This window comes from Chryseobacterium piscicola (assembly GCF_900156685.1).
GTDB lineage: Bacteria > Bacteroidota > Bacteroidia > Flavobacteriales > Weeksellaceae > Chryseobacterium > Chryseobacterium piscicola.
This window is the reverse complement of record NZ_FTOJ01000002.1, coordinates 237,417-255,758: the sequence shown is the minus strand read 5'-3', so window position 1 is coordinate 255,758 and position 18,342 is coordinate 237,417. Positions and strand designations below refer to the sequence as shown.

17 protein-coding genes are annotated in these 18,342 nt (G+C 34.4%); 11 read left to right on the top strand and 6 right to left on the bottom strand.

Going from position 1 to position 18,342, the window contains the following annotated elements:
* Positions 1-67: 67 nt before the first annotated feature.
* From trpC to BW939_RS05120, 9 genes are all read left to right on the top strand, one after another.
* Positions 68-847 carry an indole-3-glycerol phosphate synthase TrpC gene (gene trpC, locus BW939_RS05160; protein ID WP_076450518.1) on the top strand — a complete coding sequence of 260 codons (780 nt, stop codon included), beginning with the start codon at positions 68-70 and terminating at the stop codon, positions 845-847.
* A gap of 14 nt (positions 848-861) precedes the next feature.
* Positions 862-1,527 (top strand): phosphoribosylanthranilate isomerase, encoded by a 666-nt coding sequence (locus BW939_RS05155; protein WP_076450516.1) that lies wholly within the window; start codon positions 862-864, stop codon positions 1,525-1,527.
* Positions 1,514-2,701 (top strand): tryptophan synthase subunit beta, encoded by a 1,188-nt coding sequence (gene trpB / locus BW939_RS05150; RefSeq protein WP_076450515.1) that lies wholly within the window; start codon positions 1,514-1,516, stop codon positions 2,699-2,701. Before BW939_RS05155 ends, trpB begins: the two co-directional genes overlap by 14 nt.
* A 72-nt stretch (positions 2,702-2,773) precedes the next feature.
* Positions 2,774-3,508: a tryptophan synthase subunit alpha gene (gene trpA / locus BW939_RS05145; protein ID WP_076450513.1), complete on the top strand. Its 735-nt coding sequence runs from the start codon at positions 2,774-2,776 to the stop codon at positions 3,506-3,508.
* A gap of 77 nt (positions 3,509-3,585) precedes the next feature.
* On the top strand, positions 3,586-4,314 hold the full coding sequence (lipB, locus tag BW939_RS05140) for a lipoyl(octanoyl) transferase LipB (protein WP_076450511.1): 729 nt from the start codon (positions 3,586-3,588) through the stop codon (positions 4,312-4,314).
* A gap of 383 nt (positions 4,315-4,697) precedes the next feature.
* Positions 4,698-5,330: an NAD(P)H-dependent oxidoreductase gene (locus BW939_RS05135; RefSeq protein WP_076450510.1), complete on the top strand. Its 633-nt coding sequence runs from the start codon at positions 4,698-4,700 to the stop codon at positions 5,328-5,330.
* Between the two features lie 29 nt (positions 5,331-5,359).
* Positions 5,360-5,794 carry a MarR family winged helix-turn-helix transcriptional regulator gene (locus BW939_RS05130; RefSeq protein ID WP_076450508.1) on the top strand — a complete coding sequence of 145 codons (435 nt, stop codon included), beginning with the start codon at positions 5,360-5,362 and terminating at the stop codon, positions 5,792-5,794.
* A complete protein-coding gene (locus BW939_RS05125; RefSeq protein ID WP_076450507.1) occupies positions 5,795-6,217 on the top strand; it encodes an organic hydroperoxide resistance protein in 423 nt (140 codons plus the stop codon). It begins immediately after the preceding gene.
* A gap of 108 nt (positions 6,218-6,325) precedes the next feature.
* The gene (locus BW939_RS05120) at positions 6,326-6,904 is read left to right on the top strand and encodes a hypothetical protein (protein ID WP_076450505.1); all 579 of its coding nucleotides are present in this window, start codon (positions 6,326-6,328) and stop codon (positions 6,902-6,904) included.
* 279 nt (positions 6,905-7,183) lie between these two features.
* On the opposite strand, the gene bglX is transcribed toward BW939_RS05120, so the two are convergent.
* The 5 genes from bglX to BW939_RS05090 form a co-directional block, all read right to left on the bottom strand.
* The gene (gene bglX / locus BW939_RS05110) at positions 7,184-9,511 is read right to left on the bottom strand and encodes a beta-glucosidase BglX (protein WP_076450501.1); all 2,328 of its coding nucleotides are present in this window, start codon (positions 9,509-9,511) and stop codon (positions 7,184-7,186) included.
* Between the two features lie 269 nt (positions 9,512-9,780).
* The gene (locus tag BW939_RS05105; protein WP_076450500.1) at positions 9,781-10,482 is read right to left on the bottom strand and encodes a carboxylesterase family protein; all 702 of its coding nucleotides are present in this window, start codon (positions 10,480-10,482) and stop codon (positions 9,781-9,783) included.
* A gap of 263 nt (positions 10,483-10,745) precedes the next feature.
* The gene (locus BW939_RS05100; protein WP_076450498.1) at positions 10,746-12,134 is read right to left on the bottom strand and encodes a glucoamylase family protein; all 1,389 of its coding nucleotides are present in this window, start codon (positions 12,132-12,134) and stop codon (positions 10,746-10,748) included.
* 81 nt (positions 12,135-12,215) lie between these two features.
* Positions 12,216-13,634: a RagB/SusD family nutrient uptake outer membrane protein gene (locus BW939_RS05095; protein WP_076450497.1), complete on the bottom strand. Its 1,419-nt coding sequence runs from the start codon at positions 13,632-13,634 to the stop codon at positions 12,216-12,218.
* 9 nt (positions 13,635-13,643) lie between these two features.
* On the bottom strand, positions 13,644-16,475 hold the full coding sequence (locus BW939_RS05090; RefSeq protein WP_076450495.1) for a SusC/RagA family TonB-linked outer membrane protein: 2,832 nt from the start codon (positions 16,473-16,475) through the stop codon (positions 13,644-13,646).
* Between the two features lie 396 nt (positions 16,476-16,871).
* On the opposite strand from BW939_RS05090, the gene BW939_RS05085 reads away from it, so the two are divergent.
* Together BW939_RS05085 and BW939_RS05080 are read left to right on the top strand one after the other, a co-directional pair.
* On the top strand, positions 16,872-17,549 hold the full coding sequence (locus BW939_RS05085) for a DUF4197 family protein (RefSeq protein WP_076450493.1): 678 nt from the start codon (positions 16,872-16,874) through the stop codon (positions 17,547-17,549).
* Between the two features lie 29 nt (positions 17,550-17,578).
* The gene (locus tag BW939_RS05080; protein WP_076450492.1) at positions 17,579-17,884 is read left to right on the top strand and encodes a DUF493 family protein; all 306 of its coding nucleotides are present in this window, start codon (positions 17,579-17,581) and stop codon (positions 17,882-17,884) included.
* A gap of 52 nt (positions 17,885-17,936) precedes the next feature.
* Here BW939_RS05080 and BW939_RS05075 read toward each other — a convergent pair whose 3' ends face one another.
* The gene (locus tag BW939_RS05075; RefSeq protein WP_084566602.1) at positions 17,937-18,284 is read right to left on the bottom strand and encodes an ArsC/Spx/MgsR family protein; all 348 of its coding nucleotides are present in this window, start codon (positions 18,282-18,284) and stop codon (positions 17,937-17,939) included.
* Positions 18,285-18,342: the final 58 nt, after the last annotated feature.

The window sequence follows — 18,342 nt, the reverse complement described above, 5'->3', positions numbered from 1 at the left end:
TTAAAATTTGCAAAAAAATCCCAATACATAGATTTTATTTAAAAAGTCAAAATCACATTTTAACAAAATGAACATTTTAGATACCATTATCGAAAGAAAAAAGCAGGAAGTAAAAGATTCAAAATCTAAAATTTCTCTTCAACAACTGAAAGATTCTGAATTTTTCGGTAAAAAAACATATTCTTTGAAAGAAACCATAGCGTCAAAATCCGGAATTATCGCCGAATTCAAAAGACAGTCGCCTTCAAAAGGAATTATTAACGATCAGGTTTCTCCTTTGGAAGTTGTTTCAGAATACGAAAAATTCGGGGCAAGTGCTGTTTCTATTTTGACGGATCATGATTTTTTCGGAGGAAGTTTTAATGATATTCTGAGTGTAAGAAAATCTGTGAACATTCCCATTTTGCGAAAAGATTTTATGATGGATGAATATCAGTTTTTTGAAGCAAAAAGCATGGGTGCAGATGTTATTTTATTGATTGCAGCTTGTCTTTCGCCCAATCAGGTTTCTGAATTTACAGATCTTGCTCACCAATTAGACTTGGAAGTTTTATTAGAAATCCATACCGAGGAAGAGCTTGCACACATCAACAAAAACATTGATTTTGTGGGAATCAACAACCGAAATTTAAAAGATTTCAAAGTCGATCTTCAACATTCTGTGAATCTGAAAAATCTGCTTCCGTATGATATTTTATCCATCGCAGAAAGTGGAATTTACAGTGAAGAAGATTTCAAATTTTTAAAAGAAAAAGGTTTCAACGGATTTTTGATGGGAGAATATTTTATGAAAAATGAAAACCCGGGAAATAAATTTAGAGAATTCATTTCCAATGTAACGATATAACAGTTTGTTAAACAATGACAGAGTACCAAAAGCAAGAAGCCAAAAGCCAATCGCAACTTAAAGTCTGCGGTTTAACCCAACTGAGCCAGATTCGTGAATTAGTGGCATTAAAAATTGATTTTCTAGGTTTCATATTTTATGAAAAATCGCCAAGATTTGTTTTAAATCATTTGACTTTGGATGATATTTCAAAAATAAATCATAGTGGAAAAGTGGGAGTTTTTGTAAACGAAACAATAAAAAACATTGTTGATATTTCAGAAAAAGCAGATTTAAATTTAATTCAACTTCACGGAGACGAAAATGAAGAATACATTGTAAGGTTAAGGCAAAGTTTAAGTGAAAATATAAAGATTATTAAAGTATTTAGAATTGGAAATCAAACCATTGAAGAACTACAAAATACCATCAATCAACAACCAATAACCAACAACTATCTCCTATTCGACACCGATTCCAAAGCTTTTGGTGGAACAGGAAATACTTTCGACTGGAAAATTTTAACTCAGTTAAAAATTAATAAGGCTTATTTTCTAAGCGGCGGGATTTCTTTAGAAAATGTTGGCGAAACTAATAAGTTAATTCCACAACCATTTGCATTAGACGTTAATTCAAAATTTGAAACAGAACCAGGAACTAAAGATGTAGAAAAAATAAAAAAATTATATGAAAAATTATAAAAACCCAGATCAAAACGGATATTACGGCGAATTTGGCGGAGCTTTCGTTCCTGAAATGCTGTATCCGAACGTAGAAGAACTACAAAACAATTATCTTAAAATCATTGATTCTGATGAATTTCAAGATGAATATCAAAATTTACTTAAAAACTATGTTGGCCGCGCCACCCCTCTCTATTTTTCCAAAAATTTAAGTAAAAAATACAATACTCAAATTTATCTAAAAAGGGAAGATTTAAATCACACAGGAGCGCACAAAATAAACAATGCTTTAGGACAGGTTTTACTGGCAAAACGTTTGGGTAAACATAGAATAATCGCCGAAACAGGAGCCGGACAACACGGTGTGGCAACCGCAACAGCGTGTGCATTGCTAGGTTTGGAATGCATTGTTTACATGGGCGAAGTAGATATTGCAAGACAAGCTCCTAATGTGGGACGAATGAAAATGTTGGGTGCAACAGTAATTCCGGCAACTTCAGGTTCAAAAACATTAAAAGACGCTGTAAATGAAGCTTTAAGAGACTGGATTAACAACTCAACCACCACTCATTACGTCATCGGAAGCGTTGTAGGACCTCATCCTTTTCCGGATTTGGTAGCGAGATTTCAAAGTGTTATTTCAAAGGAGATTAAAGAACAGCTTCATGAGCAAATCGGGAGAGAAAATCCCGATTACGTCATTGCCTGCGTTGGCGGTGGAAGCAATGCTGCCGGTACTTTTTATCATTTTGTAGATGAAGAAGACGTAAAAATAATTGCCGCAGAAGCAGGCGGTTTCGGTGTGGAATCTGGAAAATCTGCTGCTACTACATTTTTGGGAACTTTAGGCGTTTTGCACGGAAGCAAAAGTCTCGTAATGCAAACAAATGACGGACAGGTTATTGAGCCACATTCTATATCTGCAGGGCTAGATTATCCCGGTATAGGACCTTTTCATGCAAATTTGTTTAGAGAAAACCGTGCTGAATTTTTTAGTATTAATGATGATGAAGCATTACAATCGGCTTTTGAACTGACGAAATTAGAAGGAATTATTCCCGCTCTAGAAAGTGCTCATGCATTATCTGTTTTAGATAAAAAGAAATTTAATGAAAATGATGTAGTGGTGATTTGCCTCAGCGGTCGTGGCGATAAGGATATGGAAACTTATTTAAGAGAAATTAGATATTAGATGTTAGAAATTGCTATTTAAATGAATCAAAACTCTAAAATCTAACCTTAAAAATCTACCTTAAAAAAAAAAATGAAAAAACTAAATATATACTTCACTGCAGGAATTCCTCAACTGGAAGAAACAACAGAAATTATAAAACTCATTCAGGATTCCGGAGCCGATATGATAGAAATCGGGATGCCTTATTCTGATCCTGTTGCAGACGGACCGGTTATTCAAAAAGCGCATGAGCTTGCTCTTCAAAACGGGATGACCATTGAAAAACTTTTTCTTCAATTGAAATCAGTAAAAAACGAAGTCAAAATTCCAATTATCTTGATGGGATACATCAACCCTGTTTTGAGTTTCGGATTTGAAAAATTTTGCAAAGAATGTTCTGAGAGCGGCGTTTCAGGATTAATTATTCCCGATTTACCACCAATTGAATTCGAGAAAAATTACCAGAAAATATTAAAACAGTATAATCTAAACTTCACTTTTCTGATTACACCTGAAACTTCAGAAGAAAGAATTTTTCATCTCGATTCTTTAAGTTCCGGATTTTTATACGCTGTAAGTTCTTCTTCTACCACAGGAAAAGAAAATGCAGTATTAAAAAATGAAGATTACCTATCAAAATTAGCCTCTCTTCCATTGATCAACCCAATTATGATCGGTTTTGGCATCAAATCGAAAGAAGATTTTGAAAACGTTACTGAAAAAGCAGACGGCGGAATTATTGGGACGGCATTCGTAAATATTCTTTTACAAAATAAAGATTGGAAGATTAAAGCCAAAGATTTTATTCATTCCGTAAAAAATTAAATTTACTAAATTTGTAAGTCTATAAAATGGTATGAAATCGGGATTCTATATCATTACAAGAAAATCGACATCCACACATGAATACAAATCAGAATAAAGTAGTAAAATTTGAAGATCTTGGCGTAAAAGATTATCAAACATCTTGGGATTATCAGGAAAAACTGATGAAAGACATTATTGATACTAAAATAAAAAACCGCGATCTACCTGCTGAACAACACATTACTACTTCCAATCACTTTCTTTTGGTAGAACATCCTCATGTGTATACTTTAGGGAAAAGCGGACATGAAGAAAATATGTTGGCGGGAATTGATAAATTAAAAGAAATAGAAGCCACCTTTGTAAAAGTAAACCGTGGTGGAGACATTACCTATCACGGTTTCGGGCAAATTGTGGGCTACCCTATCTTAGATCTCGAAAACTTCTTCACGGATATACATTTATACATGCGAAATCTAGAAGAAGTGATTATTCGAACGATGGCTGAATTTGGTTTAAAAGGCGAACGTTCGCCAGGAGAAACAGGAGTTTGGCTTGATGTAGGAAAACCTTACGCCAGAAAAATCTGCGCTATGGGCGTAAAAGCTTCACGCTGGGTAACTTTGCACGGTTTTGCGTTCAACGTCAACACAGATATGCGTTATTTTGAATACATTATCCCTTGTGGAATCAAAGATAAACAGGTAACTTCTTTGAAAAGAGAACTGGAAAGAGATTTGACTGCTGAAGAAATGGAAGATATTAAAATGAAAATCCAAAAGCATTTTGTAGATGTTTTTGGGGCAGAATTGGTTAATACCTAAAACTTAATTTTTTGGCAGATGTAATATTGTATTATAAATTAATATACGCTATTCTTCATACTGTTCAATTTAACGCAATTTCAAACAAAGAATTTTGGTAATATATCGTTTTTAAGATAACAAAAGCGTAGACTTAACCCCGAAATATAAAGGTTTTGCAATTGTTTACTTATTGCATACCATCACAAAGATTAATAATCCATTGTACGTTTACAATGGATTATTTTTTGATTAACATTACAAAATAAAAATTATAGATTTCATCTAAAATATATTTCGCGAAATTAAATTGCGCGCAATTTAATTGTTTTGTATCTTTGCCTAGTTATTTCGATTCAAACCATTTTTAGAATCAAATATTTAATTAATAAAAAAAATAAACAATGTCGTTAATAGAAGATTTAAACTGGAGACATGCTGTAAAAGCATACGATTCAACAAAAAAAGTATCTGAAGAAGATGTAAACAAAATTTTAGAAGCTGCAAGGTTAGCTCCTACTTCATCAGGATTACAACCTTTCCGTGTAATTGTGGTGGAAAATCAGGAATTAAAGGAAAAAATGGTAAAAGGTGCTTTGAACCCGGAAGTGATGAGAGATTGTTCTCAGGTTTTGGTATTTGCAGCGTGGGACAGTTATTCCAACGAAAAAATTGATAAAGTGTACGATCATCACACCGATGTAAGAGATTTACCACGAGGAAGATTCAGCAGTTATACAGATAAAATTAAGGAAATCTACGGAGCTCAAACTCCTGAAGAGCATTTTGCACATACCGCAAGACAAACGTATATTGCTCTTGGTTTGGCAATGGCTCAAGCAGCAGAATTAAAGGTAGATTCTACTCCGGCAGAAGGTTTCAGCAATGATGTGGTAGATGAAATTTTAGGACTGAGACAATTAGGACTTAAAAGTGTAACACTTTTATATCTTGGTTACAGAGACATCGAAAACGACTATCTTTCTCACATGAAGAAAGTAAGAATTCCGATGGAAGAATTTATCATCAGAAAATAATATTTTCATCTCAAATTCATACCTGAATTATGGAAAATCAACAAACTCCCCAATTAGGAAATCAACTTTGTTTTCCGCTTTACGTTATTTCTAAAGAAATTACCGGTTTGTACCGCCCGTTTCTGGATGAGATTGGTATCACCTATCCGCAATATCTTGTGATGATGGTACTTTGGGAAAAGGATGGATTGACTGTAAATCAAATCGGCGAAAAACTTTACCTCGACAGCGGAACTTTAACACCCCTTCTGAAAAGGCTTGAAGCAAAAGGCTTTATCAACCGAAAAAGAAAAAAAGAAGATGAAAGAGTGGTTGAAGTTTTTCTGGATGAAGGAGGTAAAAAACTACAGCAGGAGGCCTGCAAAATTCCTTCTAAAATGCAGGAAAAACTCAATCTTTCAACAGAAGACCTTATGGAATTGAAAGAAACAGTTCAGAAAATTTTAAATAAAATTCAAAAATAAATGAAAACATTATATACAACCAACGTTACCGCAAAAGGCGGAAGAAACGGACAGGTAAAAAGTGATAACGGAGTTTTGGATCTTGAAGTAAGAATGCCAAAAGGATTAGGTGGAGCGAATGACGATTTCACCAATCCTGAAATGCTTTTCGCAGCAGGATATGCAGCTTGTTTTGACAGTGCATTAAATTTAATCATCAGTAAATCTAAAATTGAAACCGGAGAAACTTCGGTTGCTGCAAAAGTAAGCATCGGACAAAATGAGGATGGTGGTTTTGGTCTGGCTGCAGAATTAGATGTGAATATTCCAGGAGTTTCCATTGAAGAAGCTCAGTCGTTGACAGAAAAAGCTCATCAGATTTGTCCGTATTCTAATGCGACAAGAAATAATATTGAAGTGAAACTTTCGGTGACGAATAACTAAGATTTTTTTCTTTTAAATTATATAAATCTGCTTCTTTTGGAGGCAGATTTTTTTTTAAAATTTATTTTTTCAAGTTTTATATGTAATTTTATTAGCTAACATTTTGAAATGAATAAAATTTTCTTCGTCATCATTTCCCTTATTATCATCGGCTGTTCTAAGAAAGAAAAAGATGAGAAAGTAGAATTAAACAAGATATTGTATAGTGTTTTGAAAAATGAATCCAAAAGAAACAACTTTAATAAGAATCATCAATTTTTAATAAATCCTGAACTTAAGAAATTAAAAATCTATGTTCCAAGTCAAAAAGAGATCTTAGGTGAAGAGCCAGGACCACCTTCATTTTTCAATAAAAACATTATTCGTTTATTAGATTTGAAAGGAAGTAAATTTAGAAACAGAAAATCTGACTCATTAAATTTATTAAAACAGAACGTATACATCTTTGATTCCTTAAATATTGATACTAAGATAAATTCAAACATCCAAATAGCTCATAAACAAGATATTGATAGGCAAAAAAAGTTGTATCAATTTTCAAATCCTATATATTTTAATGATAATTTTGTTTATATAGAAACCATTTATCGTGACTCAGTTTTTGGAATTGGTTTTGGATATTTACTTGAAAAACAAAAAGATGGAAGCTGGATCATAAAAGAGATTACAAACACATTTATTACCTAACTATCTAGTATAAAGACCAAAAACATTGACTTTCCGACAGAATCATTTCTCTTATAAGCATTCACTTTTACATATTTATCATTCAGTTTTTTTATCTGAAATAAAAATTCTGAAAATATGGTGGATGTTGAACTAGAAAATAACGTCAGTACATTATGCTTCGCAAAGATTATCACAACTTTGCGCTTTTCATTATGTAGAGATCGTGAGGCAGTTTGAGGTAAAAACCACTCTTTACCCATGAAAAAAGCCACTCTTTCGAATGGCTTTATGGAATTATTATTTCGTCCAATTTATTTTTGAATGTTTTACTTCTTCAGAATTGGTACCAATCATGATTTCAAATTCCCCAGGTTCCCAGTCAAATTTCAAATCTCCATTATAGAATTTCAGATTTTCAGGAGTGATATCAAAAGTTACTTTTTTAGATTCCCCTTTTTTAAGCATCACTTTTTGGAAACCTTTCAGTTCTTTCACCGGTCTTGTGATTGTTCCTACCCAATCTCTTATGTACAACTGTACAACTTCTGCCCCATCATAATTTCCAGAATTGGTAACTGTAACCGAAGCCTGAACTGTTTGATTTCCTTTTGGATTGGCATTAGAAACAGTTACATCAGAATAGTTGAATTTAGTATAGCTCAAACCATATCCAAAGGGATATAATGGTGTATTACATTCATCCATATAATTTGAACGGAATCTTTGGTACTCACATTTATCTACCAATTTTTGGTCTAATGGACGACCTGTATTTTTAGCATTATAATAAATAGGAACCTGCCCAAGACTTCTCGGGAAAGTCATCGGCAATTTTCCTGAAGGATTTACTTTTCCAAACAAAACATCTGCAATGGCATTTCCAGCTTCTGAACCGGCAAACCAAGCATTCAAAATAGCATCAGGAGTATCTTTTACATTGGTTAAAGCCAAAGGACGGCCTGTGAAAAGTACCATTGCAATGGGTTTTCCGGTCTTTTTGAGTTCATTCAACAGATCTACTTGAGATTGAGGAATGGTAATTTCAGTTCTTGAAGAAGATTCTCCGCTCATTTCGGCAGATTCTCCGATAGCTAAAACAATAACATCTGCTTTGTTGGCAATGTCAACCGCTTCTTTTAGCAACTCTTCTTTTGAACGATTGTCTCTGTCGGTTTTCTTACCATGAGCAGCATAAATATCTTCTAATTTAGCATCGTAATCAATGTTTGCGCCTTTCGCAGAAAGGAATTTCACATCTTTACCATAATTTGCCTGAAGGCCTTGCATCAAATTAACAGAAACAGCGTGCTTTGTAGCCACACTCCAAGTTCCTGCCATATTCATTGAGTTGTTTACCAGTGGGCCAATTACAGCAACAGTTCCAGCCTTTTTCAATGGTAAAACCTGATTTTCATTTTTCATTAAAACCATTGATTGAGCAGCTGCATTTCTTGCAATATTTCGGTTTTCTATGCTGTAAACTTCCTTTGCAGCCAACTTTGCATCGCCATGTTTGTATGGATTATCGAATAAACCTAAATCATATTTCGCTTCAAGAATTCTTTTGGCTGCTAAATCAATTTCAGCTTGTGTTACTTTTCCTTCAGATAAAGATTTTTTAAGTGTTGTTAAAAATCCTTCACCTACCATATCCATATCAACACCCGCTTTTAAAGCCAATACAGAAACCTGCTGAAGGTCCCCCATTCCGTGGTCTACCATCTCATTGATCCCAGTATAATCTGTAACTACAAAACCTTTGAATTTCCACTCATTTCTCAATACTTCCGTCTGTAACCACCTGCTTCCTGTGGCTGGAACTCCGTCCACTTCATTGAAAGAAGCCATTACAGAAGCTACACCGGCATCAACTGCCGCTTTGTAAGGAGGGAAATATTCGTTGAACATTCTCACATGGCTCATATCAACTGTATTGTAATCTCTACCCGCTTCACCAGCTCCGTACAGTGCAAAATGTTTTACACACGCCAAAATATTGGTTCCGTTTGCCAAATCCTTTCCTTGGTAACCATATACCATATTTTTTGCGACTTCACTTCCTAAATACGGATCTTCACCAGAACCTTCAGAAACCCTTCCCCAACGTGGTTCACGTGAAATATCTACCATTGGAGAAAACGTCCAGTTGATTCCGTCTGCTGCGGCTTCTCTTGCGGCAACTCTTGCAGACTGCTGAACTAAGCTCATATCCCAAGAAGCTGCTAAACCTAATGGAATCGGGAATGTCGTTTCATAACCGTGAATGACATCCATCCCGAAGATCAAAGGAATTTTTAGTCGGCTGTTTTCTACCGCTACTTTTTGTACGGCTTTAATTTTATCAGCACCTTTTATATTGAAAAGTCCACCGACTAATCCCTGTTCTACTTTTTTACCAATATCTGAGCTTTTTGCCAAACCTGTTGTAAAATCGCCTGAGCTTGGTAAATTGAGCTGTCCGATTTTTTCATCTAAAGTCATTTTAGCCAAAAGAGCATCAACAAAAGCTTTTTTCTTAGCCTGATACTGCGCCGTCTGATAAGACTGTACGGGCTTCGTGACCATTTCTTGTGCCGAAAACATGGGCGCAAGTGCCAAAGTGGCGATTACAATTAACTTTTTCATATATCTATCTTCTTAAATTATATTTTTGTTTTGTTTTTATTTAACTGATTATTCTTTTTAAAATCTTAAATAATTTTGTTAAATGATTTTTGAATATCCACAATTTATCACAATTAAAAAATCTTTGGTTTTCATTATTAAGTTTACGTCTTTTGTTTAGCTTAAAAACGTTGATTCGTAAAAAAATCTTTGCGTGGTTTTGCGATAAAATTTAGCATTATGAATAAAAACGGACAATCATAAAATGATTCAATTAAAATCAATTACTTCTATTTTCTTTTACTCAACATCCATTTGTATAATGCTGGGTTTGAATAAGTGGAATCCCAAGAATTATGATTGTCATTCGGGAAAATCGTTAATTCTGCTGATGGATTGATGGGATGAAGTTTTTGGTAAAAATTAAATGCATTTTCAGGTAAAACGACATCGTCCATTCCGCCATGGAAGATCTTTATGTTTAGATTTTTGTATTGATGAATATTGGCGTACATCACTCTATCTGTAGGCGCACAAACAGAAACTACTGCCGCAAACATTTCGGGATGCTCCATTGCTAATTTCAGCGTTCCCCAACCGCCCATTGAAAGACCGGTAAGATAAATTCTAGAGTCATCTATTTTGTATTTTGCCTGAATTTCTTTGATTAAATGATATACTGTAACGGTATCCCACCAAGAATCTGCCGGGCATTGTGGTGCTAAAATTGCGACAGGTTCTTTGATTAAATTTTTATAGGTAAAAGGACTGTGTGCTTTTACTTTTTCGAGATCGTTTCCTCTTTCACCTGAACCATGCAGAAAAACAACCAACGGAACTTTTCCTTTTGCATTAGCAGGATAATCTAGTATGTAGGATATTTTTTCTGTACGTTGTACTTCTTTGTTGAGTGTGGTTTTAATTTCCTGAGCGTTTAGGCTTAGAGAAAGCGGAAGAAGTAAAAGAGGTAAGTATTTTATTTTAAAACTCATATTTCTTTAGGTTTTGGCTAAAGCCGTTTGATTTTATTTTTTTATTAAACGGAATGAAATCCGTTCCTATTGATAATAATTCTATGTTGAAGAATTTTAACTAGCCCCGATAGAAGCGGCATCCTTTTTTGTTGCAGACGTAACGAAGTGGAGACTGTGACGAAAAAGATACAGCGGATAGCGGGATTAAGCTCCTAAAAAGCGTTTGGCAAATGGCTGTTTCCTTCTGGCTTTTTTGTTGTGTGGTTATACACTTGTAAATTTTATTTTATGTTATATTTTTCTGATTTGAAATTTAATTTTTTTAATCCCTGTTTGATTTCTGGGGCGTTCATGAATAATTTCCATAAAAATCCGGTACGGTAGTTTTCAATCATTGGAGCAATTGTTCCTTGGTCTATGGCCAAATATCGTGGCGTAGTCCAATCATTGTAATGAATTGAAGTGGCATCGTAAGGCCCTGCAGAGCCTATGAATTGAGGTTTTTGAGTATAGATAAACCTCAGCAAATCCATCGATTGTTTGGGTGTGTACGGAAAACTGCTTAATGCTGCAGTCGGCGTAATGACACCGTGATCGTTTTGTGGAAAGTGTGCATCATAACCAACATTTCCATCTTTACTTCTAGAATAACTCGCCGTTAATCCCCAATAATTTTCGCCATATCCTTTCCAACCTTTTGGATTTTCAAGGCAATATTTGTAATCTATTAAGACTTGATTTTTATTTAAATCGAAATAGTTTTTGATTAATTTATCAGATAAATTGGTAGGATCTAAGCCGATGTAGGAATAGTGTGCCCAAAAAAGTGGTCCTCCATATTCTTCGGCTCCGTTGTGCTTTACGTACATAGGAAGTCCGTATTTTTCTTTGTCTGAAAGATAAGCTCCGTTCCTAGTCCAGCCTTTTTCATAAGTTTCCGCATCTATGGAAAAGGTTGGTGATGAAGCGGCTAAGATGTAAGTAATTAAACATTCGTTGTAACCTTGTAAAGGAAAATTCATTTCCCATTGATATTCTGGTGACCAATGCCAGTATAGAACTTTTTCGCCTGCTTTGGTGTACCAATTCCATTGGATGCCTTTCCAAAGTTCATCGCATTTTTTGGCTAGAGCTTTTTCTTCGGCATTTCCGTTTTTGAAATACTCACGAACCTGAATGATACCTGTGGTCAAAAAAGCGGTTTCTACTAAGTCTCCTCCGTTGTCTTTTTTCCCAAAAGGCACAGTTTTTCCTGTTTCTCCGTTGATCCAATGTGGCCATGCGCCTTTATGACGGTCTGCTTTTGCAAGAAAATCCATCATTACAGTGAGTCTTTTCACGGCTTCTTTTCTTGAAACATACCCTCTTTCTACACCCACTAAAATGGTTGCCAACCCAAATCCTGAGCCTCCAGTTGTGATGACATGCTTATCGTTATCCGGATAGATATTGTCTTCGTGGTAGCGCTCTCTTCCCAACATAGAATTGGGTTCTGCGTAATCCCAAAAATATTTCAAAGCATCTTTCTGAATTTTATCCATCAACTGCTCGTCTGAAATATTGCTCGAAACGGAGTTGTTTTGAGAAGTGTGATGAGTGGTTGATGAGGTTGTAGTACAGCTGAAAAGTACTGCTGAAACACAAAAAATTGATATTATATTTAATTTCATGTAAGTTTCAATTTAGAAATGAAAATTAGGTTAAAAAAATAGCCAAAGTTAAACTTTGGCTATTTTTATCTATTAAAATAATTAGTAACCAGGATTTTGAGTAAAGACACCGTTACTTTGATTCATGGCATCTAAAGGAATTGGGAAAACTTCATTTTTCCCTGCTTTGAACCCGTAAGATGCTAAAACAGTTGCCGCTTGTCCTGTTCTCACAAGATCAACAAAACGATCACCTTCTAATGCAAGCTCAACCCTTCTTTCGTGCCAGATTGCTGTACGCAAAGCCACTTGTGTAGTTGCTGTAGTGCCTGCAAGAGTTGCTCTTGTTCTTACTTTATTTAAATTTGTAATTGCAACAGCTGTATTTCCTAGTTCATTAGCAGCTTCTGCATTGATAAGTAAAATTTCTGCAAATCTTAGAATTCTGATATTTTGAATAGATCCGTATCCACAAGCATTATTATTTAAAGAAGTGGGTACATATACTTTTTGATTAAAAGTAGGTACAGATTGTGGATCTCCCATTGCGATAAGATCTCCTTCAGGAGTTGTTTCTCCATTTCTTAAAATGGTAAGTTCTTTTCTGATATCTCCTGCTTCAAATGCGTTTTCTAAGGCTTGAGAAGGCGTAAAGAATCCCCATCCGAATTGGTTTCTCACACCTTGAACTTCGGCATATTGACTTCCGCCAAATTGAGCAGAACATTGGCAGTTTACTTCAAAAACTGATTCTGTACCAAATTCTCCCGCAGGTCTGAATAAATGGTTGAAATTAGGATCTAAACTATACCCCATCGCAATCACCTGATTGGAAGTATCATACGCTTTTTGGTAATCTTTTTTGTACAAATATACTTTGGAGAGTAATCCTAAAGCACCACCTTTAGTAACTCTACCTAAATCTGCTGCACCATAAGATTGTGGAAGAACCGCTGCTGCACTTGTAAGATCTGAAATAATAAAATCATAAACTTCATTTACAGACTTTCTTGGAAGGTTGTAATTTTCTTGCAAACCATCAAAGATAGGAACACCACCATAAATTCTTACCAGATTAAAGTAAAAATATGCTCTAAGCATTTTTGATTCTGCTATTAATCTTGCTTTCAATGTTTCATCCATACTTATTTTTGGAACATTGGTAATTACTTGATTAGCTCTTCCTACAGCCTGCCACTGCCCTATCCAATAACCTCGTACGCCGTCATCACCCACTGTGAAACTGAAGTTATCGTAAGCAGTGATAAATGATGCGTCCCCAGAGTTTGATCCTTTGATGACATCATCCGCAGGAACCCCAAAAACAAACTGATAAGGGAAAGCTGAATTTTCCCAGCTTCTTAAGAAACTATAGACTGCATTAGTAGCTTGCATTGCATCATCTTGTGTCTGAAAAAATGCAGTTGCTTCTTTAACGCCTTCTTGTTTTATATCTAAATATTCATCCTTGCAACTTGCTAAAACTGAAATTACAGCGATTGATAAAAATATTTTTTTCATGATTTTCTTTTAAAATGTTAAGTTCATACCAAAAGTATAGATAGCGGCAATAGGATAGATATTGTTATCGATACCCATTTGTACTCTATCAGAATTCAAGACTTCCGGAGAGAAGCCATTATATTTAAAACTTGTCCAAGGGTTTTGTGCACTTACATACAATCTCAACTTGGTAATAGACATAGAGTTTGTAAACGCTTTTGGCAAATTGTATCCCACTTGAATATTTCTAATTCTGATATAGCTTCCGTCTTCTACATAAAAACTATTTGGTAAAATAATAAATTGGTTATTGGTAGTCATTGAATAACTGTTGGAAGTTCCTGCGCCTCTCCATCTATTATTATAGAAGTCTAAATCCCATTTCTCATTACCATATCTTTGCTCACGATTATAGTTGTAGATTTTGTTACCAAATACACCTTGGAAATCAATACCCACATCAAAGCTGTAGATATTCATATTGATTCCGAAACCATAAGTACCTTTAGGAATTGGGCTTCCTAAAAACGTTTTATCTCTGGTGTCGATAACACCATTTCCGTCCATATCTGCAAATTTAAACCAACCTGCTTTTGCAATTCCTCCGTTTTGACCAGATGCCGTTGCTTCAGCATCCGTCTGGAAAACTCCGGCTACCTGATAACCGTAGTATGAACCTACAGCCTGCCCTTCTTGTAATCTAATAATTGAGTTGCCGAATAAACTTGCGCCTGTTTCTAGATAAGATCCTCCATATACAGAAGTAATTTTATTTTTCAGTGCAGTAAAGTTACCGTAAACTCCCAAGCCAATATTATCATTAATTTTAGTATTGTAATTCACAGAAACTTCAAACCCCCTATTATTAAAAGAGTAAGCATTGGTTACATAATCGCGCCAGTTATCTGCTCCAGAAACCGTTCCTTGAAATACACCATAAACAACATCTTTAGAATCTTTATCAAAATAAGTGGCATCTATTTTTAATTTATTATTAAACATTGCCATTTCCAATCCCAAATCTTTTCCTGTAGTAATTTCCCATCCTATTGAGGTATCTACAATTCTATTAATAGTTTGGGCCGGGCTGCCTGTGTTACCATAATATGCACCGCTTGAGATAATGGATGTATTTAAAGTAAATGCTCTTTGTACATCAGGATTACCTAATCTTCCCCAACTCGCTCTTAATTTCAAAAGATTAAAAACGTTTTGCTCGCTCATGAAATCTTCTTTTGAAATTACCCACCCTGCACTCACTGCCGGAAAAACTTTAGATCTTTCGTCTGCTGAATACTTTGATGTTCCATCTCTACGAACAGAACCATTAAGAAGATATTTTCCTTTATAATCATAATTCAGTCTTCCAAACAATGATTGTATTCTGAAGTGATCTGGAACCACACCTCGTGATTCATCAAAAGTGGTAGCTAGGATATTATTTCCGCTAAAAATATTCAGAGAACTGTTTTCACCGTTGTATGCTACATTTTGAGCTTCTAAATAAGATTGAGAATAACTATTTCTTGTTCTGGAAAAACCTGCTAAAACCTCAAAGTTATGACTACCTAAACTTTTTTTATAACTTAAAGTATTATCCCAAACGTAATTTCTATTTCTAGAATCTCTTGTAATGAGTTTTGTTGGTTTTTGATCCGCTACAGGAGTATAGAATAAAGTTGGGCTGTATTCATACTGATTTGTATTGATATTATCATTCGTATAACTTAAACGCAAAGTGAAGTCTTTAAGAAACTTATATTCTGCCCAAACATTGTTCAAGAGCCTTTCTTGTCTTATTTGCGAACGATAAAGATCTAATTTAGCTCTTGGATTGGGATTTGTATAACCATTGAAAAACTGATAATTTCCTGTTGCGGGATTGATTGCAGAAAATAATGGGGGTGCAGTATAGGCATCTAATAAAGGATTCTGAGCTACATCCGTTCTCATTTTAGAAAACGTAAAATTATTTCCTATCGTAATATTATCAGAAATCTTGTAGGTAAGATTCAATTTAGTATTCAATCTGTTGAAACCACTTCCAGAATTAATCCCTCTTTCTGAAGCTAAATTTCCTTCATCCTGCAAATTTCCTATACTAGCATAGTAATTCAATTTTCCTACGTTTCCAGAAGCCGAAAAGTCATTAGAATTTATTACACTTGTTCTGAAAATTTCTTTAAACCAATCTGTATCTGCGCTATAGTTGGCTCTAGATATGAAATCTGATGGTTGTGGCGGAGTTGTAGCATCATTTTTCACTTTTTCATTATACAATTCCACAAACTGATCAGAATTTACCATCTGCGGAATATTCGTAACTTTTTTAAATCCTAAATAAGAATTGAAACTAAAAAGAGGTTTTTTACCTTTACCGGTTTTCGTTTTGATAATAACAGCACCATTTGATGCTCTTGCTCCGTAAATTGCCAAACTCGAAGGATCTTTTAAGACACTCATTGATTCAATATCCTGGGGATTCAAAAATGAAATATCATCGGTAATCATTCCATCAACAATAAATACAGTTTTACCCGTCAAAGAACCCACACCTCTGATGTCTACTCTAGGTGAAGCTCCTGGTGCTCCGGAGTTGATAATCTGTACCCCTGCAAGCTTACCTTGTATTGAGCTTAGAGGGTTTGCGTTAGGTTTATCTGCAAGGTCTTTTGCTGTTACCAAACCTATACTTCCGGTAATATTTTCTTTTTTCTGAGCACCGTAACCAATCATCACTACCTCCTCTATTTTCTGCTCTTTTACAAGAGTGTCTTTAGGAGCAGTCTGCCCGTTTACGTTCATACCGAAGTAGAGAACCGCAATGAGGGTAGAATACTTTAAATTTTTTTGTTTCATATAGTTTTAATTTTCTTGTTTATGTTCTTTTATCTCAAAAAAAGACATTAAACTCAAAAATAGAAAAAAAAATGAATTATGTTAATTTTACTTAAAGAAAATACTTTTTTAACACATCCATTCATAATTACGCAACAAAAAAGCAATATTTATTAATATTCCATTAATATAGAATAGAAAAATTATCATTTATTGATTTGTTATTAGTCTCATTTTCTCAAAAAGAAGCAATAAATTCCCCAAAATGATGAGCTCTCTTCCTGAAAACATCTATTTGTTAAAATAGTATTAATAATTTTAACTTTTATCGTAAAATAAGTGACATAATATGAGATAGATTTTTAAATTTTAATATTTGGTGCTATATTTGAAAACTAATCTGAATTAAATTTGATTATGAAAAAATATATAATTGCAGCTGCACTGGTTTTTGGGACTGGCATTGTCATTACCACTTCTGTACAGTCTTGCACGTCTTTAGCAACATCAGATATCGGCTTAGTGGTTATAAAAAGAATTCTTCTTGGCGGAATAAATAAAGGTGCAAACATCTACGGAAATAAAGAGGCTTTTTTGCAAAGTAATCTTGTAGACAAAGCCCTTCCCAAGGAATTGAGAGATATTAATACAACTTTAGAAAAAATAGCACCTTCACTTGTGCAAAAAGAAAAGCAATATATTGCTGAAGCAGCCGTTTTTACTGTAAATATTTCAAAACCTATTCTTGAAAACGCTGTTAATAATCTAAGTGCACAAGATGTTGCCAGAATTATTAAAGGAGAAAAGGGTACTGCTACTTTAGTTTTAAAAGAAAAAACTCATGCTCAGCTTATACAAGCCATTGCACCTCGAGTGGAGCAAGAACTCAATAAGTATGGAATTGTAAAAACAATCAATACAGCTCTATCTGGCAGCAATCTTTTAGGAAGTTTATTGGGAGGGAATAAGACTTCTGTAAATTCCGGAGGTCTAAGTACATTGGCATCTGAGCAACTTGTAAACGGAATGTTTAATATTGTAGAAGACTATGAAATAGAAAATTCTAAATCTATTCTTGGGGCTTTGGGAAAATAAAATGATTTAAATTTACAGAAAATTAAAAAATGGATATAATAGAGGGAAACCAGCACGCTAACCCTGAAGATTTTTACGAATCTTTGAAACAAAAACTAGAAGATCATCATGATTTTCCTGAAGATTATTTGTTTAAATTCATCATTCCTACAGATGAGGCAAAATTGACTGAAATATATAAAGTTTTTGACGGAATACAGTTTACGCTTGGTAACAGAGAAAGTAAAAACGGAAAATATACCGCTTGCAACATTAATGCTTTTGTTTTAGATGCCAACCAGGTTATAAAAATTTATAAAGAGGTTGCTAAAATTGAAGAAGTGATATTACTGTAATCTTAGAAAATTAAGTTCACAATAAAAAAGTCAGCATCTCTGCTGACTTTTTTTATTCTATAAACAATTTCACGTTTTCTATGGGTCTTCCTAGCAATGCTACAGATCCTTTTATAAGAATCGGACGTTGTATGAGTGAAGGATTATTCACCAAAACAGTAATCCATTCTTCATCAGAAAGATTTTTTCCTGCAAAGTTTTCTACAAAGAAACGGTCATCTTTTCTTATCAAATCTTGTACACTCTGGTTGAGTTTCTTGAGTAAAGTTTTTATTTCTAAATCCGTGAGTGGATCTTCAATAAGATCAATAATTTCGAAGGCAACTCCGTTTTCATCAAGATATTCCAAAACTGCTTTAGACTTTGAGCAGTTACCGTTGTGAAGTACTTTCAATATCATTTTATTTTATTTGGTGTATTGCAAAGATACTTCTTTTTCATCATAGCATACTATTCAT